18 protein-coding genes and 1 pseudogene are annotated in these 18,295 nt (G+C 64.9%); 9 read left to right on the forward strand and 10 right to left on the reverse strand.

The features are described 5' to 3' along the window. Positions 1–5: 5 nt before the first annotated feature. The 9 genes from BMW66_RS13725 to coxB form a co-directional block, all read right to left on the reverse strand. The gene (locus BMW66_RS13725) at positions 6–590 is read right to left on the reverse strand and encodes a GNAT family N-acetyltransferase (RefSeq protein WP_093119352.1); all 585 of its coding nucleotides are present in this window, start codon (positions 588–590) and stop codon (positions 6–8) included. After that, entirely contained in the window at positions 590–1,852 is a 1,263-nt protein-coding gene (locus BMW66_RS13730) for a M16 family metallopeptidase (RefSeq protein ID WP_093119354.1), read from the reverse strand. The genes BMW66_RS13725 and BMW66_RS13730 overlap by 1 nt, the downstream gene beginning before the upstream one ends. After that, a complete protein-coding gene (gene thrC, locus BMW66_RS13735; RefSeq protein WP_093119356.1) occupies positions 1,849–3,237 on the reverse strand; it encodes a threonine synthase in 1,389 nt (462 codons plus the stop codon). Before thrC ends, BMW66_RS13730 begins: the two co-directional genes overlap by 4 nt. A 4-nt stretch (positions 3,238–3,241) precedes the next feature. After that, positions 3,242–3,925 (reverse strand): SURF1 family protein, encoded by a 684-nt coding sequence (locus BMW66_RS13740; protein WP_093119357.1) that lies wholly within the window; start codon positions 3,923–3,925, stop codon positions 3,242–3,244. Between the two features lie 101 nt (positions 3,926–4,026). Beyond that, the gene (locus BMW66_RS13745) at positions 4,027–4,827 is read right to left on the reverse strand and encodes a cytochrome c oxidase subunit 3 (protein ID WP_093119359.1); all 801 of its coding nucleotides are present in this window, start codon (positions 4,825–4,827) and stop codon (positions 4,027–4,029) included. 26 nt (positions 4,828–4,853) lie between these two features. Then, entirely contained in the window at positions 4,854–5,432 is a 579-nt protein-coding gene (locus BMW66_RS13750) for a cytochrome c oxidase assembly protein (RefSeq protein ID WP_093119361.1), read from the reverse strand. Next, on the reverse strand, positions 5,432–5,596 hold the full coding sequence (locus BMW66_RS20365; protein ID WP_175483250.1) for a hypothetical protein: 165 nt from the start codon (positions 5,594–5,596) through the stop codon (positions 5,432–5,434). Before BMW66_RS20365 ends, BMW66_RS13750 begins: the two co-directional genes overlap by 1 nt. 1 nt (position 5,597) lies before the next feature. Further along, positions 5,598–6,536 carry a heme o synthase gene (gene cyoE, locus BMW66_RS13755; protein WP_093119362.1) on the reverse strand — a complete coding sequence of 313 codons (939 nt, stop codon included), beginning with the start codon at positions 6,534–6,536 and terminating at the stop codon, positions 5,598–5,600. 81 nt (positions 6,537–6,617) lie between these two features. After that, positions 6,618–7,457, reverse strand: coding sequence for a cytochrome c oxidase subunit II (coxB, locus tag BMW66_RS13760; protein WP_093119363.1), 840 nt, complete (start codon positions 7,455–7,457; stop codon positions 6,618–6,620). Positions 7,458–7,639: 182 nt separating this feature from the next. Between coxB and tldD the strand changes: the two genes are divergently transcribed. The 9 genes and pseudogenes from tldD to BMW66_RS13800 form a co-directional block, all read left to right on the forward strand. After that, positions 7,640–9,061: a metalloprotease TldD gene (gene tldD, locus BMW66_RS13765; protein WP_093119376.1), complete on the forward strand. Its 1,422-nt coding sequence runs from the start codon at positions 7,640–7,642 to the stop codon at positions 9,059–9,061. Positions 9,062–9,435: 374 nt separating this feature from the next. Then, on the forward strand, positions 9,436–10,599 hold the full coding sequence (gene dprA / locus BMW66_RS13770; RefSeq protein ID WP_093119364.1) for a DNA-processing protein DprA: 1,164 nt from the start codon (positions 9,436–9,438) through the stop codon (positions 10,597–10,599). Between the two features lie 125 nt (positions 10,600–10,724). Continuing rightward, positions 10,725–13,304 carry a type I DNA topoisomerase gene (gene topA, locus BMW66_RS13775; RefSeq protein WP_093119366.1) on the forward strand — a complete coding sequence of 860 codons (2,580 nt, stop codon included), beginning with the start codon at positions 10,725–10,727 and terminating at the stop codon, positions 13,302–13,304. A gap of 235 nt (positions 13,305–13,539) precedes the next feature. Further along, positions 13,540–14,433, forward strand: coding sequence for a 5-bromo-4-chloroindolyl phosphate hydrolysis family protein (locus BMW66_RS13780; RefSeq protein ID WP_093119368.1), 894 nt, complete (start codon positions 13,540–13,542; stop codon positions 14,431–14,433). Between the two features lie 36 nt (positions 14,434–14,469). Continuing rightward, positions 14,470–15,663, forward strand: a complete 1,194-nt coding sequence (locus tag BMW66_RS13785) for a toxic anion resistance protein (RefSeq protein ID WP_093119369.1) — start codon at positions 14,470–14,472, stop codon at positions 15,661–15,663. A gap of 4 nt (positions 15,664–15,667) precedes the next feature. Next, positions 15,668–16,600 carry a DUF2927 domain-containing protein gene (locus BMW66_RS13790; protein WP_093119370.1) on the forward strand — a complete coding sequence of 311 codons (933 nt, stop codon included), beginning with the start codon at positions 15,668–15,670 and terminating at the stop codon, positions 16,598–16,600. Between the two features lie 5 nt (positions 16,601–16,605). Further along, positions 16,606–17,256 (forward strand): DUF6338 family protein, encoded by a 651-nt coding sequence (locus BMW66_RS13795; RefSeq protein ID WP_093119372.1) that lies wholly within the window; start codon positions 16,606–16,608, stop codon positions 17,254–17,256. After that, positions 17,243–17,407: a hypothetical protein gene (locus tag BMW66_RS20370; protein ID WP_175483251.1), complete on the forward strand. Its 165-nt coding sequence runs from the start codon at positions 17,243–17,245 to the stop codon at positions 17,405–17,407. Before BMW66_RS13795 ends, BMW66_RS20370 begins: the two co-directional genes overlap by 14 nt. Positions 17,408–17,410: 3 nt before the next feature. Then, positions 17,411–17,983: pseudogene (locus BMW66_RS13800) on the forward strand (SPFH domain-containing protein); the annotation flags it as partial. A gap of 30 nt (positions 17,984–18,013) precedes the next feature. Here BMW66_RS13800 and BMW66_RS13805 read toward each other — a convergent pair. After that, positions 18,014–18,295, reverse strand: a 282-nt coding sequence (locus BMW66_RS13805; protein WP_139196180.1) for a transposase, incomplete at its 5' end; no start/stop codon positions are given.

Consider the following 18,295-nt stretch of genomic DNA (forward strand, 5'->3'; position numbering starts at 1 on the left):
CTGGCCTATCCCGCGTCGGTACGCCCGCGCCGGTCGCTGCGCAGCGCGGCATAAAGCACATGGGTGCGCCAGCGCCCGTTGATCTGAAGATAGGATTGCGCCACACCTTCGTATTTGAAGCCCGATTTCTCCAGAACCCCTCGCGAGGCGACGTTTTCGGGCAGGCAGGCGGCCTCGATCCGGCTCAGGTCGAGGTGGCGGAAGGCGTGATGCACCACCGCCTCGATGGCCTCGCGCATGTAACCGCGGCGGCTGTGCTCCTGCCCGATCCAGTAGCCGATGGTGCCCGCCTGCGCCGGGCCGCGCCGGATATTGTCGAGCGTGATCGCCCCCAGAAGCGTCTCATCCTCGCGCCGAATCAGGAACAGCGGCAGCGCCGTGCCCTGCGCGATGGACCGCTGCGCCCAGTAGACGCGGTTGGTGAAACTCTTGCGCCCAAGGTGATCGGGCGACCATGACGGCTCCCACGGGGTGAGAAACTCCGCGCTGCGTTCGCGCGCCGCGGCCCATGCGCGGAAATCCGAATGCACCGGCGGGCGCAGCGTCAGACGCTCCGTTTCGATCCGCAGCTTGCGCCGGGACCGCAGCATCAGGCAGCGCGCCGCCCCTGAAGGGCGTCGAGATCGGGGGCGCCGGACACCGGGCCGTAAAGCGCCAGCGCCGGGCGCGCCTCCACGGCCATATGCTCGGCGAAACGGCGCACGTCCTCATCCGTCACCGCCTCGATGAGCGCGACCGATTCGGCCGGATCGGGCACCCGGTCCCAGATCGCCAGCATCCGCGCCAGCCGCTCGGCCCGCGCCGAGGGGCTTTCCAGCCCCATGACAAGCCCCGCCTTCATCTGGGCGCGCGCGCGCTCGATCTCCTGCGGGCTCATGCCGTCGGCGGCGCGCTTGAGCTCATCAATCGTGATTTCCGCCAGCTCCGCGATCTGCGCGCCGCTGGTGCCGGCGTAGATCGTCGTCATGCCGGTGTCGCTATAGGCGCCGGTCTGCGCGAAGATCGTATAGCACAGCCCGCGCTTCTCACGGATTTCCTGAAACAGGCGCGAGGACATGCCCCCCCCGAGCGCCGTGGAATAGACCTGCGCGGTATAGATCGCCGGATCGCAGTAATCGGGGCTTTCCAGGCCAAGCGCGAAATGCGCCTGCTCCAGCGGCTTCTCAGTGCGGTATTCGCCCCCCGCGAAACGCGCGGGCGGGAACGGCAGCAGGTTGCCCGGCGTCATCGCGCCGAACAGATCCTCGGCCATGCGCACGATGGCGTCGTGATCGACCCCGCCGGCCGCCGAGAGGATCATCTGGTCGGGCCGGTAATGCTCGGACACGAAACCGGCCAGATCGGCGCGCGAGAACCCCTTCACCCGCTCTTCGGGGCCAAGGATGGTGCGCCCGATGGGCTGATCGGGATAGGCGCGTTCCTGAAGCCAGTCGAAGATCACGTCGTCGGGCGTGTCGAGCGCCTGTCCGATCTCCGAAAGGATCACGCCCCGCTCCACCTCGATCTCGCGCGGCGCGAACACGGGGTTGAGCACGATATCCCCGATCACATCGAGCGCGAGCGGCACATCCTCGCTCAGCACGCGGGCGTAATAGGCCGTGACCTCGCGGCTGGTATAGGCGTTGATATAGCCGCCCACATCCTCGATCGCCTCCGCGATGTCGAGCGCGCTGCGCCGCTTCGTGCCCTTGAACGCCATGTGTTCGAGGAAATGCGCGATGCCATTCTGGCTTTCGCGCTCATGCCGCGCGCCCGCCCCGACCCAGACGCCGATGGCGGCTGAGGCCAGGCCGGGCATCTGCTCGGTCACGATGCGAAATCCGTTGGGGAGTGTGTGCTGTCTGACGGTCAATTCTGGGCAATCCGGTCTTTGATCAGAGTCTGGAGCGCGGCAAGGTCATTGGGCACGCGGCTGACCCGTTCGGGCCGCGCCATCATGTCCCGCATATGCGCCGGCAGGTCCGGGCGCGCGCCGATGGCGGTTTCCACCGCGTCGGGGAACTTGGCGGGATGGGCCGTGGCCAGAGTGATCATTGGGGTTTCATCAAGATAATCTCCGGCCACCTTTACCCCAACGGCGGAGTGAGGGCAAAGCACTTCTCCGGTGCTGTCATGGGTGGCGCGGATGGTGGCGAGGGTTTCCTCCTCGGAGGCGCGGCCGGAGGTGAAATCCTCGCGCAGCGCCTGCATCGCGCCCTGACTTATGGTGAAGGCGCCGGATTTCAACTCCTCCATGAGCTGCGCCACCGCGTTCCCGTCGCGCCCGTAGGCATCGAACAGCGCCCGCTCGAAGTTAGAGCTGACCTGAATATCCATCGAGGGGCTGATCGTGGGGGTCACGCCCTCTTTCGTGTAGGCGCCGGTTTCCATCGCCCGGTGCAGGATGTCGTTGCGGTTGGTGGCGATCACCAGCCGGTTGATCGGAAGGCCCATCCGCTTGGCGATATAGCCGGCGAAGATGTCCCCGAAATTGCCCGTGGGCACGGCAAAGCTCACCTCGCGGTGCGGCGCGCCGAGCGAGACCGCAGAAGTGAAATAATACACCACCTGCGCCAGCACCCGCGCCCAGTTGATCGAATTGACCCCGGCCAGCCGCACCCCGTCGCGGAAAGCGAAATCGTTGAACATATCCTTGAGCCGCGCCTGACAGTCGTCGAAATCCCCTTCCAGCGCGAGCGCGTGAACATTCGCGTCCTCCGGCGTGGTCATCTGCTTGCGCTGAATGTCGGACACGCGCCCCTCGGGGAACAGGATGAACACATCCACGTTGTCCAGCCCCCGGAACGCCTCTATCGCCGCCGATCCGGTGTCGCCACTGGTCGCGCCCACGATGGTGACACGCTCGCCCCGCTTCTCAAGCTCGTGCTCGAACATCTGCCCGATCAACTGCATGGCGAAGTCCTTGAACGCCAGCGTCGGGCCGTGGAACAGCTCCAGCAGAAAGTGGTTGGGGCCAAGCTGCACCAGCGGCGCACGGGCGGCGTGGCGAAATCCCGCATAAGTCCGCGAAAGGATGCCGCGAAACTCATCGTCGGTAAAGCTGTCGCCGATAAAGGGGCGCATCACCCGAAACGCCGCCTCCTCATAGGACAGCCCGGCCAGCGCGGCGATCTCCGCTGCGCTCATTCGCGGGATCTCGGCAGGCACGTAAAGCCCGCCATCGCGGGCCAGCCCGGTCAGCATGGCCTCGGCAAAGCTCAAGTCCGGCGCGTTGCCGCGGGTGGAGATGTATTTCACGGGTCTACCCCTTCCTTGTCTGGCTGCGCATCAGGCGCAGATAGAATACGGTCATCAGAACCCAGACGGCGGCAAGCCCGAACCATGTGACGGCATATTCGAGGTGATCGTTTGGAATGCCCGCGCTGCTCACCGGCAGGGGCGTCACCGCCGGATCGGATTGGGATGTCTCGCGCACCACGATCAGGACCGGCTCGGTCTCAAGAGCGCGGGCCATCGCGGGCACGTCGCGGGCGAACCAGATGTTCGCCTCGGGGTCGGCTTCGGGCGTGAAGCTGTCGGTTTCTTCCGGCCAGTGCAGATTGCCGGTCAGGGTCACATCGACCGGCGCGCGCGGGGCGTTCTTTTCCTCGGTGGGGATCACGCCGCGATCGACCATGATCCGGCGCCCGTCCTCGGTCTCGAAGGCGGCGATCACGCGGTAGACCGCCCCCAGATCGCGGGTCGAGGCCAGAACGTGCAACTCATCGCCGGTGATCGTACCGCGCGTCTTTACTGCGAGAAAGCCGTGGGCGTCCGGCGCGGGGTCCGCCGGAAGCGGCACCGGATCGTCCGCGATGCGCGAGTCGATCTGCGCCAGAACCGCCTCTTTCCACGCCAGCCGCTGCACCTGCCACGCGCCCAGCGATAACAGGATCGCCGTTCCGACAATGCCGAAGGCAAGGGGCAGGACAAGGCGGGGCACCACGGCTCCTTTTGCTTGGGGTGGAACGCGAAATCGCGGGAGGTGTCCCTCCCGCGACGGGTGATCCGTCAAACCGGATCGAATTGCAAGGTGGCTTGGCCCGTTCAGCCGCCCCAGACGTAGATCGCGGCAAAGAGGAACAGCCACACCACGTCCACGAAGTGCCAGTACCAGGCCGCCGCCTCGAAGCCGACATGCTTTTCTTGGGTGAAGTGACCCCGTTGCAACCGGATCAGACAGACCAGAAGGAAGATCGTCCCGATGATCACATGCGCGCCGTGAAAGCCGGTCGCCATGAAGAAGGTCGCGCCATAGATATTGCCGGCAAAGCCGAAGGCCGCGTGGTTGTATTCATAGGCCTGAAGGATGGTGAAGAACACGCCCAGCACGACCGCAAGGATCAGCCCCCATTTCATGTCCTCGCGGTTGTTCTCATGCGCGATGGCATGGTGCGCCCATGTTGCCGCCGCGCCCGAACACAGCAGGATCAGCGTGTTGATCAGCGGCAGGTGCCACGGATCGAAGGTCTCGATCCCCGCGGGGGGCCACTGCCCGTCCACGATGGGCGAGCCCTCGGTCATCGGATAGAGCGCATGCTTGAAGAAGGTCCAGAACCATGCCGAGAAGAACATCACCTCGGAGATGATGAACAGGATCATCCCGTAGCGCAGACCGAGCTGCACCACCGGGGTATGATCGCCCTGCCGGCTTTCGGCCACCACGTCGGCCCACCAGCCGAACATGACATAAAGCGTGCCGACAAGCCCGATCAGAAAGAGCCACGGCCCCTTGTCATGCATGAACCAGACCGCGCCGAACAGCATGACGAAGCCGGCCAGCGCGCCCAGGAAGGGCCACAAGGACGGGGTGAGAATGTGGTAATCGTGGTTCTTTACGTGCGCCATTTTTGTCTTTTCCCTCGTTGGAAGGCTTAATTTACATCGGTTTCAGGGGACTGCGTCAAGGCCGCCTGCCGGGCCTCGGGCAACTCGATTTCATAGAAGGTGTAGGACAGGGTGATATGCTTGGTGTATTTCGCGTCCCGGTCGTCCACGATCTCGGGATCGACGAAGAAGGTCACCGGCATCTGCACCCGCTCGCCCGGTTGCAGCACCTGTTCGGTAAAGCAGAAGCAGTCGATCTTGGTGAAGAACCCGCCCGCCTCATAGGGGGCGACGTTATAGGTGGCCTGCCCCGCCACCGGCCGGTCGGTCGGGTTGTAGGCCTCATAGAAGGCAAGGCCCGTCTCCCCGATCCGCACCTCCATCTGGCGCTGCATCGGTGTGAACTCCCACGGCATGTCGCGTTCCTTGGAGGCGTCGAAGCGCACCTTGATCGTCCGGTCAAGGATCACGTCCGATCCGCCCTCGGCCACGCCGGTGGTCCCGGCGAAGCCCGTGACCCGGCAGAACCAGTCATAAAGGGGCACAGAAGCCCATGCCAGCGCGCCCATCACCACGACCACGCCCACCAGTTGCACAAGTGTCTTGTGTGTCTTTTGCATCGCCATCAGTTCTGCACCGCCGTTGCGTTTTCCGGTTCACCATCGCCGCGCGTGACCTTGACCACCGTCAGGCCGAACACGATGACGATGAATCCCGCCAGCACCAGCGCCAGGCCGAGGTTGCGGCCGAACCGGCGCTTGTGCAGCTCGTGTTCCTCGCGAAAGCTCATCTCACCAGCCTCCCAGCCCGTAGGGCGCAAGCGCCGCCTCGCCCAGAATGGCGCCGAAATGCAGGAAGAGGTACAGCAGCGAAAGCCCGAAAAAGGATTTCTCGCGCCGGTATCCGTCGGCCTGCGCCGCCGTCTCGTCCCGCCGCCAGATCGCCACCGCGCCGTACACAAAGAGCGCGTTCATCACGACCGACACCAGAAGGTAGATCGGCCCGCCCACCGCGGTAAAGCCCATCCCCACCGCGATCCCCGCCAGCAGCAGCGTGTAGACAAGGATATGCGCCCGTGTCGCGCGCCGCCCGTGGGTCACGGTCAGCATCGGCACCCCCGCGTCGCGGTAGTCGGATTTCATGAACAGCGCCAGCGCCCAGAAATGCGGCGGCGTCCACATGAAGATGAGCGTGAACATCAGCACCGATTCCACGCTGATCCCGCCGGTCGCCACAGCCCAGCCGATCATCGGCGGAAACGCCCCCGCCGCGCCGCCGATCACGATGTTCTGCGGCGTCCAGCGCTTGAGCCACATGGTATAGACCACCACGTAGAAGAAGATGGTGAACGCCAGAAGCCCCGCCGCCACCCAGTTCGCCGCGAGCGCGAGCATGATCACCGCGAAGACCGACAGCGTCATGCCGATGGCATAGGCCTCGTCCGGAGACACCCGGCCCGCCGGGATCGGGCGCTGCGCGGTGCGCGTCATCACCTTGTCGATATCGGCATCCCACCACATGTTGAGCGCACCCGACGCGCCGCCCCCCACCGCGATGAACAGGATGGAGGCGAAGGCGATCATCGGATGCACCGCCACCGGCGCCGCCAGCAGCCCCACCATCGCGGTGAAGACCACAAGCGACATCACCCGCGGCTTGAGCAGGGCAAAGTAGTCGGCAAACCCGGCATCGCGGTCGCTGGCTTGGCTGTGAAGGCTCGCGTCGCTCATGTCTCTCATCCGTTATGGCGGGTCACGCGACCCGCGCCGCCCAGTGGCGGGGCGCCCCGGCGCCCCTCCCCTTGCGGTGTCCTACTCTGCCGCCGCGACCTGCATTTGCCGCGGCGTGCCCGCGTAATCCTCGATCGCGCCATCCAGCCAGGCGTCGTATTCCTCCTGGCTGACCACCTGCACGGTGATAGGCATATAAGCGTGATCCTTGCCGCACAGTTCCGAACACTGGCCGAAATAGAGGCCCTCGCGCTCTGCCCTGAACCACAGTTCGGCCAGACGACCCGGCACCGCGTCCTGCTTCACGCCGAAGGCGGGAATCGTCCACGAATGGATCACGTCGGCGCCGGTCACCTGCATCACGACGGTCTTGTCCACGGGCACCACCACACGGGTATCGGTCGCCAGCAGGTATTCGTCGGAGTTGTAGCCATACTCGGCCAGATCCTCTTTTGGCAGCAGGAAGCTTTCGAACCCGAAGTCGTGATCGACATAGTCATAACCCCAGTACCACTGATAGCCGGTGACCTTGATGGTCAGGTCGGCCTCGGGGATCTCCTGCTGCTTGAACAGAACCGGCAGGGAAAACGCGCCGATGAGCACAAGGATCACGATCGGCCCGACGGTCCAGACGATCTCCACCGGGGTGTTGTGGGTGAAGGACGACGGGTTCGGGTTCGCCCGGCGGCGGAACCGCACCATCGCATAGAGCAACAGCGCGGAGACCAGCAGGGTGATGCCGGTGATGATCACGAGGATCAGGAAATCCAGCGACTGCAGGTCGCGCGCCAGCTCGGTCGCGGCGGGCTGAAACCCGGTCCCGCGATCCACGGGCTTGCCCACGGACTCCGCCTGCTGCGCGGCGGCGGGAACTGCGGTCAATGCGGCCAGAAGGCCAAAGGTTGGTTTGAGAATTCGCATGGCTCACCCTGATCGGTTGCGGTCTTCATCGGTATCTTGGCGGACGGTCTGCCGCACCTGCGGCGGAATCCGTTTGTTTTGTCGATGCTAAAGATCATATTCTGGCGTCCAGATAAAGAAAGATGCCTGCGGCGAACAGACGCTTTTTTTGATTTATGTCAAATTCCCGGGGAGAACCGCCCATGACCGAGTCCAAATTCCGCCCTTTCGAGACTACGCTCGACCCTGATCGCGCCCTGTCGCTGCTGCGCGAAGCGACTGCCGGGGCCGAGGATGGAGAGATTTTCCTCGAACGCCGCCGGGCCGAGGCGCTGGTCTTCGACGACGGGCGGATTCGCACCGCCAGCTACGACGCGGCGGAAGGATTCGGCCTGCGCGCGGTCAACGGCGCGGTCTCGGGCTATGCCCATTCCTCCGAGATTTCCGAATCCGCCCTGCGCCGCGCCGTGGCCACCGCGCGGCTGGCCGTGGGGAATGGCGGCGGGGTGCTGTCCGACGGGCCGCGCGCCACCAACCGCCACCTCTATACGGATGCCGACCCGATCACAGGGGCCGATTTCCCGGTGAAACTCGACACCCTGCGCGAGATCGACGCCTTCGCCCGCGATCTCGACCCGCGCGTGGTGCAGGTGACCGCCAGCCTCTCGGCCGCGCATCAGGAGGTGGAGATCCTGCGCCCCGACGGCAGCCATATCCGCGATGTGCGGCCGATGACACGGGTCAATGTCTCGATCATCGTCGAACAGGACGGCCTGCGCGAAAGCGGCACCGCCGGGGGCGGCGGGCGCGTCGGTCTGGACGGGCTTCTGCAACCGGCCGACTGGCAGGCCAAGGCGCGCGAGGCGCTGCGCATCGCGCTGGTCAACCTGCGGGCCGAACCGGCCCCCGCCGGGGCGATGCCGGTGGTGCTCGCCCCCGGCTGGCCGGGCATCCTGCTGCACGAGGCCGTGGGCCACGGGCTGGAGGGCGATTTCAACCGCAAGGGCAGCTCGCGCTTCGCGGGCCGCATGGGAGATCGCGTCGCGGCCCCCGGCGTGACCGTGGTCGACGACGGCACCCTGCCCGACCGGCGCGGCTCCATCACCGTGGACGACGAGGGCACGCCTTCGGGCCGCAACGTGCTGATCGAGGACGGGATTCTCGTGGGCTACATGCAGGATCGCCAGAACGCCCGCCTCATGGGGGTGGAGGCGACGGGCAACGGGCGCCGCGAAAGCTATGCCCACCCGCCGATGCCGCGCATGACCAACACCTACATGGAATCGGGCACCGCCGACCCCGAGACGCTTCTGGCCGAGATGAAGGACGGCCTCTACGCGGTGGGCTTCGGCGGCGGGCAGGTGGACATCACCAACGGTAAGTTCGTCTTCTCCTGCACCGAGGCGTATCGCGTCGAGGGCGGCAAGGTCCGCGCGCCGGTGAAAGGCGCCACGCTGATCGGCGACGGTGCCACCGCGATGCAGGGGATCCGGGGGCTGGGCAACGACATGGCGCTCGATCCCGGCATGGGCAACTGCGGCAAGGCCGGCCAATGGGTGCCGGTCGGCGTCGGCCAGCCCACGGTGCTGATCGACGGGCTGACCGTGGGCGGCGCGGGCACCTGACGGCGCCGCCGCTGGCCCGGCAGGCCTGTTTGCCCGCTTCACCTTTGCGCAAATACGCGATCCGCGCCCGCCGGCGCGCGGCGCGGCTGGCGGGACAGGGCGGGCGGGATGGGGCCCGTCAGACGCGCCGAAGCAACGTCCGCCGGGGTCACGATCGGGCTTTCACCCCGGGCCAAGGCGGCGGGACCGACGCGATACCGACGTTTTACTGACGTGATACCGACATGAGCCTATTCGATCTCATCATATAATTAACATGGATTTTCATGTAGTTACGCAAAATTCAAGAAAAATGCGCTTCGTCCCCGAATCGGTTTACCTGCCATTAACCACCCTGTCCCTAAAACGGTCTCAGCAAGCAGGCGGAGCCGCGGATGACCGAAGACGACCATTCTTCCACTCACCCCCAACTCCCACCCACCACGGAAGAAGAACGGTTCTCGTGGCTTCGCCTCTTGCGGTCTCGCCGGGTCGGCCCGACCACCTTCCACCGTCTTCTGGCAGAGCATGGCAGCGCGATTGCCGCTTTGGACGCGCTGCCCGAAATCGCCCGCGCCGCTGGCGAAACCTCCTACGAAATATGTCCCGAAACGGTGGTGGAGGCCGAACTGCGCGCCGCCCGCCGCGCCGGGGCGCGGATGATCGCCTTCGGCTCGCCGGGCTACCCTGCTCTGCTGGCGGATCTGCCCGACGCGCCCCCGGTCCTCTGGGCGAAGGGGCGGGCGGATCTGCTCCGTCAACCCGCCCTCGCGATGGTCGGCGCGCGCAACGCCTCCTCTCTGGGCACGCGCATGGCCCGGCGACTGGCCACCGATCTCGGCGCGCGGGGGTTTGCCATCGTCTCGGGCCTTGCCCGCGGCGTGGACACCGCCGCGCACAGCGCCGCGCTGGAGACCGGAACGATCGCGGTCTTTGCCGGCGGTATCGATGTGATCTACCCGGCGGAGAATACCCAACTGGCGGAAAACATTGCCGAAACCGGCCTGTGCCTGTCCGAGCAGCCGATGGGCCGCATGCCGCAGGCGCGCCATTTCCCGGCCCGCAACCGCATCATCTCGGGCCTCGCCCCGGCGGTTCTGGTGGTGGAGGCGGCGGCGCGCTCCGGCTCTCTCATCACCGCGCGCAACGCGCTCGATCAGGGGCGCGAGGTGCTCGCCGTGCCGGGCCACCCCCATGACGCCCGCGCGGCGGGCTGCAACATGCTGATCCGCGACGGGGCCACGCTGGTGCGCGGCGCCGATGACGTGCTGGAGGCAATCGGCCCCGCCGCCGCACCCGCCCGCGAGCAACAGGAATTGCCGCTCGACCCACCTTCCGCGCCGGCGCGCGCCGCATCGCCCCAACGCTCCCTGCGGGAGACGGCGGCGCTGCATCGGCAGATCCTGAACCGTCTCGGCCCCGCCCCGCTGGCCGAGGATCAGCTCATCCGCGATCTGGACGCCCCGGCCAATCAGGTCACGCCTGTGCTTGTCGATCTCGAACTTGACGGCCGGATCACGCGCCAGTCCGGCGGGCTGCTCTCGCGCGGCAAGGGCTGACGCCTCCCCCCTGCCCGCGGCCTCCCGCTCGGCGGGCGCATTGCCGGGCCGCATTGACATTCCCCCCTTCCACACGACACTTTTGCCCGCCATAACGCTCGCGCCCCGAGTCGGAAGGATATTGAATGCCCGTTGTCGTTGTCGAATCCCCTGCCAAAGCCAAGACCATCAATAAATACCTGGGGTCAGACTACACGGTTCTCGCATCCTACGGCCATGTGCGCGACCTGCCCCCCAAGGACGGCTCCGTCGATACGGAGCATGATTTCGAGATGAAATGGGAGGTCGGCACCGATTCACGCAAACATGTGAAGGCGATCGCCGATGCACTCAAGGACGACAACAACCTGATCCTCGCCACCGACCCCGACCGCGAGGGAGAGGCGATTTCATGGCACCTTGAGGAAACCCTGCGCAATCGCAAGGCGATCAAGAAGGACACCCCCGTCTCGCGCGTCGTGTTCAACGCGATCACCAAGGCCGCCGTGACCGACGCGATGGCCAACCCCCGCGATATCGATGCCCCGCTGGTGGAGGCTTATCTGGCGCGCCGCGCGCTCGATTATCTGGTGGGGTTCAACCTCTCTCCGGTGTTGTGGCGCAAGCTGCCGGGCGCCAAGTCGGCCGGCCGGGTGCAATCGGTCTGCCTGCGCCTCATCGTCGAGCGCGAAATGGAGATCGAGGCGTTCAACGCGCAGGAATACTGGTCCGTCAAGGCGCTGCTGGCCACCCCGCGCGGCCAGACCTACGAGGCACGGCTGACGCTTCTGGGCGGCGAGAAGCTCGACAAGATGTCGCTGAAGGATGGCACCGCCGCCGAACTGGCGGTGCAGGCCATCGAATCGCGCGATCTCAGCGTGGCGTCGGTGGAGGCCAAGCCGGCCGCGCGCAACCCCTCTGCCCCGTTCATGACTTCCACCCTGCAGCAGGAGGCGAGCCGCAAGTTCGGCATGGGCGCACGCCAGACCATGAGCACCGCGCAGCGCCTCTACGAGGCCGGGCATATCACCTACATGCGGACCGACGGCATCGACATGGCGCCAGAGGCGGTGATGGCCGCGCGCGACGCGATCAAGGACCGCTTCGGCGCCGAATATCTGCCCAAAAGCCCGCGGATGTACAAGAACAAGGCCAAGAACGCGCAGGAAGCGCATGAATGTATCCGCCCCACCGAAATGACGCGCGACGCCGCCGCGCTGAAGCTCCGGGACGCCGATCAGCGCAAGCTGTACGATCTGATCTGGAAGCGCACGCTCGCCTGTCAGATGGAAGCGGCCCGGCTCGAACGCACCACGGTGCAGATCGAAAGCGCCGACCGGCAGGTGGGGTTGCGCGCCACGGGTCAGGTGATGCTTTTCGACGGGTTCATGCGCATCTACGAGGAAGGCCGCGACGATACGGTGGTCGATGAGGACGACAAGCGCCTACCGCAGATCACCGAGGGCGAGCGCGCGGAAAAACGCTCCGTCACGCCCGAGCAGCATTTCACCCTGCCCCCCCCGCGCTATACTGAGGCGACGCTGGTCAAGAAGATGGAGGAGCTGGGCATCGGCCGTCCCTCCACCTATGCCTCCATCGTCACCACGATTCAGGATCGCGAATATGTCCGCAAGGACGGCAATCGCCTGATTCCAGAGGACAAGGGCCGGATCGTCACCATCTTCCTGCTCAATTTCTTCCGCAAATACGTGGGCTATGAGTTCACCGCCAACCTTGAGGAAGAGCTTGACCGCGTGAGCGCCGGAGAGGCCGACTACAAGGATTTGCTCGCCCGGTTCTGGCGCGATTTCTCCACCGCCATCGCCGAAACGAGCGAGCTGCGCATCACCGAGGTGCTCGACGTGCTCGACGATGCGCTCGCCCCGCAGCTCTACCCTCCGCGCGAAGATGGCAGCGACCCGCGCATCTGCCCGCTCTGTGGGACGGGAAAGCTGCACCTGAAGACCTCGCGCAGCGGCGGGTTCATCGGGTGCGGCAATTATCCCGAATGCCGCTACACGCGCCCGATCAGCGGCGATGCCGACGATGGTGGCGACCGGGTTCTGGGCGTCGATGACGGCGATGAGATCACGCTGCGCTCCGGTCGGTTCGGCCCCTATGTGCAGCGCGGCGAGGCGACCGAAGAGAACAAGAAGCCGCCCCGCGCCTCCCTGCCCAAGGGCTGGTCCAAGGACGAGATGGACCTTGAAAAGGCGCTGACCCTGCTCAGCCTGCCACGCGAGGTCGGCCCCCACCCCGACGACGGCGAGATGATCGAGGCCGGGATCGGCCGTTACGGGCCCTACGTCAAACACGGCCGGCTCTATGCCAACCTCAAGGAGGTGGACGACGTTTTCACCATCGGCATGAACCGCGCGGTGGAAGAGCTCGCAAAGAAGGCCGCCAGCCGCGGCGCCGGGCGCGGTGCGGCTGTCAAACCGCTGAAGGAACTGGGCGAGCACCCGTCCGAGGGCGGGCCGGTCAACGTGATGGACGGGCGCTATGGCCCCTATGTCAAATGGGGCAAGATCAACGCCACCCTGCCCAAGGAGACCGACCCGCAGGACCTCACGATGGATCGCGCGGTGGAACTGATTACCGAGAAGGCGGCGAAAAAAGGCGGGCGCAAACCCGCCGCCAAAAAGCCTGCCGCCAACAAGCCGGCGGCAAAGAAGAAGGCCGCGCCGAAAAAGAAAGCCGCCCCGAAGAAAAAGGCCGCCGAGTAGTTCGGGGCCGGACAGCAGCGGCAGACCCCGCCCCACGCCCCCGAAACCACGGGTTGAATCCCGCCGGCTGCCCCTCGCGCCGATCTTGCCACTGGTAAGGACGCGCAATTGTTCCTAAGTTCGCTATGGGGCTGACAGGGGTGCCGCGCAACATGTCCGATACCGGATTGAAAAAACTCGCCTTCGTTCTGCTTGTCCTGCTGATCCTCTTCGTGACCATCGGGGGGGGCGTGTAATGGCGCGGCGTTATGGCGGACCTCACAGCCCGGACGGCGCGGACACTGGCGGCGACACGCCCCCGCGCAGCGCCTTTGCCACCGCCCGTCGAAGTCGCGCGGGCGGACGCGTCAACCTGCTTTTCATCGTGCCCCTGCCGCTTGTCTGGCAGGCGTTCACGAGCGGTCCCGCCGGGCTCGTGCTCAACCTCGCGGCGCTGGGGCTCTTGCTGCTGGCGGCATGGCTCACGCGCGAGGGGCTGCTGGCGCAGGACGCCTATGAGGCGCGCAGGGTGGCCCGCCGCCCGGCCTTTCCGCGCAAGATGGCCGGCTCGGTGCTCACCGGCACGGGGCTGGCGATCGCCGGTTATGCGGTGGGCGGCGGAATCGTCGCGCCCGCCATCTATGGCGTGGTGGGCGCGGTGCTGCACGGGCTGGCCTTCGGCCTCGATCCGATGACCGACAAGGGCGCCGACAGCACCGATGCCTTTCAGACGCGCCGTGTCGCCCGCGCCGTGGACGAGGCCGAAAAACACCTCACCGCCATGTCGGAGGCCATCGCCCGAACCCGCGACCGAACGCTGCAGGCGCGGGTGGAACGGTTTCAGGCCACTGCCCGCGACCTCTTCCGCACGGTGGAACAGGACCCGCGCGACTTGACCGCCGCGCGCAAATACCTCAGCGTCTACCTGCTGGGCGCGCGCGACGCGACGGTGAAATTCGCCGACATCCATGCCCGCACCGGCGATGCGAAGGCCCGCGCCGACTACGAGGCGCTGCTTGACGATCTGGAGCGGAACTTCACCGCCCGGACCCGCAAGATGCTGCTTGACGACCGCTCCGACCTGACGATCGAGATCGACGTGCTGCGCGACCGGCTCCGGCGCGAGGGCGTCGCTCCGCAAAGTGATTGACCCCAACCAATAGACCCAAACGCACAAGGAATCCCCATGTCCGACCAAACCCGCCAGAAAGCCGAAGAGGAAATGGCCGAAATCGTCAACACCGCCGCCGTCGAGCTGCGCGAACCCGAGAACGCCGTTGTGCCGCTCGAACAGGCCGACGCGCCCCGCTCTGCCGAGATCACCCGCCGCCTCGCGGAAATCGACATGTCCGACAGCAATTCCATCGTCTCCTTCGGCTCGGCCGCGCAGGCGGAGTTGCAGCAGATCAGTCAGGCCATGCTCGCCGATGTGCGCAACAAGGATGTCGGCCCCGCCGGCAACGCCCTGCGCGAGATCGTCTCGTCGATCCGTGGGTTTACCGGAAGCGAGCTTGACCTCAACCGCAAGCAAAGCTGGTGGGAACGGCTGCTGGGGCGTGCCGCCCCGATCGCGCAGTTCACCGCCCGCTTCGAAACCGTTCAGGCGCAGATCGACAAGATTACCACCGATCTTCTGGGCCATGAACACAAGCTGCTCAAGGACATCAAGGGGCTGGACATGCTCTATGAAAAGACCCTTGATTTCTATGACGAGCTGGCCCTCTACATCGCCGCCGGAGAGGCGAAGATCGCCGAACTCGACGGCACCGACATCCCCGCCAAGGAACAGGAGGTGAAAGACGCCCCCGAGGATGAACAGGTGATGAAGGCGCAGCAGTTGCGCGACCTGCGCGCCGCACGCGACGATCTGGAACGCCGCGTGCACGATCTGCGGCTCACCCGGCAGGTCACGATGCAGTCGTTGCCCTCGATCCGGCTGGTGCAGGAAAACGACAAGAGCCTCGTGACCAAGATCAACTCCACCCTTGTCAACACGGTTCCGCTCTGGGAAACGCAACTGGCGCAGGCGGTGACGATTCAGCGGTCGGCGGAAGCGGCCTCGGCGGTGCGCGACGCCAATGATCTGACCAACGATCTTCTAACCTCGAACGCCGCCAACCTGCGCGAAAGCAACAAGGTGATCCGCGAAGAGATGGAGCGTGGCGTGTTCGACATAGAGGCGATCAAGACGGCCAATGCCGATCTCATCGGCACGATCGAGGAAAGCCTCCAGATCGCGGACGAGGGCAAGGCCCGCCGCGCCGCCGCCGAAGAGGAACTGAGGAAGATGGAGGCGGAGCTGCGCGACACGCTCGCCGCCGCCAAGGCCAAGTCCACCGGGCTGGGCGATACCGTCGCCACCTCCACCGGGAAGGCATGATCGTTTGCGCGCTCAATCCATCATAATCGGCGCGCTGACGCTTCTGGTGGTTGCAGGCTGTGACGAGTTTGCCCCCACCACGGAATCCCCGGCACCGGAACCTGCCGCCGCCCCCGCGCCGCGCGCACCCTCCGAACAAAGCGCGCAACTTGCCCGCTATTACTCGCGGGTGCAGGCCGAACTTCTCTCACGCGGGCTTCTGCGCACCGATGGCGGCGGTACAGACACCCCCTATTCCACGAGGATGCTCGCCGCGAATTTCGAGCGGATCACCTTCTTCGATGAATACGACGACACCGGCAGCCTGCGCCGCAGCGCCGGGCGCGAAAGCAACCTGCGTCGCTGGAAAGGGCCGGTGCGCATCGGCCTGACCTTCGGGCCCTCCGTCCATGATGAAATCCGAAGTGCGACCCGGACCGAAGTCCGCGACTATGCCGCGCGGCTGGCACGGATCACAGGCCATCCCATCACCACAAGCGAAAGATCGTCGAACTTCCATGTCCTCGTGATGGGAGAGGACGACCGCGACACGATGATGGACAAGGTGCGGGAGATTGCGCCCTATGCCGCCCCCTCCACCATCCGGCATTTCCGCTTCCTTCCGCGCGACATCCATTGCTTCGTGGTCGCCTTCTCGCGCGGGGGGGACCAGTACACCTATACCAGTGCCATCGCCCTGATCCGCGCCGAACACCCAGAGCTTCTGCGCAGCGCCTGCATCCACGAGGAACTCGCGCAGGGGCTTGGCCTTGCCAACGACAGCCCCGAAGCGCGCCCGTCGATCTTCAACGACGACGACGAATTCGCGCTTCTGACCGAGCATGACGAAAAACTGCTCGCCATGCTCTACGATCCACGCCTTTCTCCCGGCCAGAGCGGCGAAGAGGCCCGCCCCGTCATCCGAACCCTGGCCCGCGAACAGATGGGCCGCGATTGAGCGATATGCAGAACCTGCTTTCTCCTGATACCTTCGAGTTCGCTGCGCGCTATCTTCTCGCAGGGTACGTCGTGATCATCATCAGGTCTCGTTTCATCCTTGGCGTTCGGCCCAAATCCTCCGAACTCGTCGTGGAAGCGATTGTTCTAAGCCTGGTGAACCAGCTGTTCCTCATTTTTGTGGCACCACTGTTTGCATATATTCTGCTCACTCTTCAAAATTATGGGTTTACAGTATCCGTTCCCGACAAGGCCCTTCTGTTTCTTGAGGTGATCGTCAGCCCGGCGGCTATTGGTTTGTTGCTGGGCTGGAACCTGTCACATGGCTGGAACAATGCGATCCTGCGACGCTTGTCCATGCCGATTGTTCATCCGGTTCAACGGGCCCACGACTACGCATTTGGAAATGATCGCCAACCTTGTCTGGTGATCGTCACTTTTGAGGATGGCACCGTGATACGAGGGTATTTCGGAGAGTCTTCACTCGCTGCGAGTGACAGCAACCGTAGCGACATTTATCTTGAACGCCTATATAATGAAGATGAATCGGGACAATGGACTAAACCGCAGCCGGGGCGTTCCGGACTGGTCAGCCTGTCTTCGGTAAGGTCGATCGAATTTTTGGATGATGCGGGAGAGACTAATGACAAAAGATAAGCGCACATTTCTGGTCGATGGCTATCAGCCAAAGCCCAAGCTTGTGGCCAGAGGTTATCAGGCGCAAGGAGCGGGCAAAACGAACGGCAATAGCCACCCTCCCAAGCTGCCAAAAACCGAATCGGCCGTGAAAAAGCCGAAAGCATCCTAGGGCATGGGCATCTTCGATTTCCTCGCCGGCGAATTCATCGACGTCATCCACTGGACCGACGACACCCGCGACACGATGGTCTGGCGGTTCGAGCGCGAGGGCCATGAAATCAAATACGGCGCAAAGCTCACCGTGCGCGAGGGGCAGGCCGCCGTCTTCGTTCACGAAGGCCAGCTTGCCGATGTCTTCACCCCCGGTCTTTATATGCTGGAGACCAACAACATGCCGGTGATGACGACGCTTCAGCACTGGGACCACGCGTTCCAGTCGCCGTTCAAGTCGGAAATCTACTTCGTCAACACCACGCGGTTTTCGGATCTCAAGTGGGGCACGAAGAACCCGATCATCTGCCGCGACCCCGAGTTTGGGCCGGTGCGTCTGCGGGCCTTTGGCACCTATACGATCCGGGTGGGCGATCCGGCGCGATTCCTGTCGGAGATCGTCGGCACGGACGGCGAATTCACCATGGACGAGATCAGCTTCCAGATCCGCAACATCATCGTGCAGGAGTTTTCCCGGGCAATTGCCGGATCGGGGATTCCGGTGCTCGACATGGCCGCCAACACCCGCGATCTAAGAGTCTGATTCAAAACTATCTGAGCATTATTAATCCCTTGCGAGATGGCGTGTGACGCGTCGAATGTGGGCGATTGTGATCCACGCCTCTGCGCTGGCGATGGATTTTTCCCAATCTTTTGACAGGCGGCGGCATCGGCCCAGCCAAGCAAGGGTGCGCTCGACCACCCATCGGTGTGGCAGAACCTCGAACCCGTCGGCGGTGTCGGAGCGTTTGACGATCTGGACGCTCCAACGTCCGATGGCTTTCAGCGCATCGCGCAGTTTGGGTCCTGCATAACCGCCATCCGCAAAGACATGGCGCAGCATGGG

The organism is Salinihabitans flavidus (genome assembly GCF_900110425.1).
Taxonomy (GTDB): Bacteria; Pseudomonadota; Alphaproteobacteria; order Rhodobacterales; family Rhodobacteraceae; genus Salinihabitans; species Salinihabitans flavidus.

What these genes read in the sequence shown, in the direction of transcription:
- BMW66_RS13725 (WP_093119352.1), bottom strand. Translation starts at nt 590, where the DNA reads ATGCTGCGGTCCCGGCGCAAGCTGCGGATCGAAACGGAGCGTCTGACG.
- BMW66_RS13745 (WP_093119359.1), bottom strand. Translation starts at nt 4,827, where the DNA reads ATGGCGCACGTAAAGAACCACGATTACCACATTCTCACCCCGTCCTTG.
- BMW66_RS13750 (WP_093119361.1), bottom strand. Translation starts at nt 5,432, where the DNA reads ATGGCGATGCAAAAGACACACAAGACACTTGTGCAACTGGTGGGCGTG.
- BMW66_RS20365 (WP_175483250.1), bottom strand. Translation starts at nt 5,596, where the DNA reads ATGAGCTTTCGCGAGGAACACGAGCTGCACAAGCGCCGGTTCGGCCGC.
- cyoE (WP_093119362.1), bottom strand. Translation starts at nt 6,536, where the DNA reads ATGAGCGACGCGAGCCTTCACAGCCAAGCCAGCGACCGCGATGCCGGG.
- coxB (WP_093119363.1), bottom strand. Translation starts at nt 7,457, where the DNA reads ATGCGAATTCTCAAACCAACCTTTGGCCTTCTGGCCGCATTGACCGCA.
- tldD (WP_093119376.1), top strand. Translation starts at nt 7,640, where the DNA reads ATGACCGAGTCCAAATTCCGCCCTTTCGAGACTACGCTCGACCCTGAT.
- dprA (WP_093119364.1), top strand. Translation starts at nt 9,436, where the DNA reads ATGACCGAAGACGACCATTCTTCCACTCACCCCCAACTCCCACCCACC.
- topA (WP_093119366.1), top strand. Translation starts at nt 10,725, where the DNA reads ATGCCCGTTGTCGTTGTCGAATCCCCTGCCAAAGCCAAGACCATCAAT.
- BMW66_RS13780 (WP_093119368.1), top strand. Translation starts at nt 13,540, where the DNA reads ATGGCGCGGCGTTATGGCGGACCTCACAGCCCGGACGGCGCGGACACT.
- BMW66_RS13785 (WP_093119369.1), top strand. Translation starts at nt 14,470, where the DNA reads ATGTCCGACCAAACCCGCCAGAAAGCCGAAGAGGAAATGGCCGAAATC.
- BMW66_RS13795 (WP_093119372.1), top strand. Translation starts at nt 16,606, where the DNA reads ATGCAGAACCTGCTTTCTCCTGATACCTTCGAGTTCGCTGCGCGCTAT.
- BMW66_RS20370 (WP_175483251.1), top strand. Translation starts at nt 17,243, where the DNA reads ATGACAAAAGATAAGCGCACATTTCTGGTCGATGGCTATCAGCCAAAG.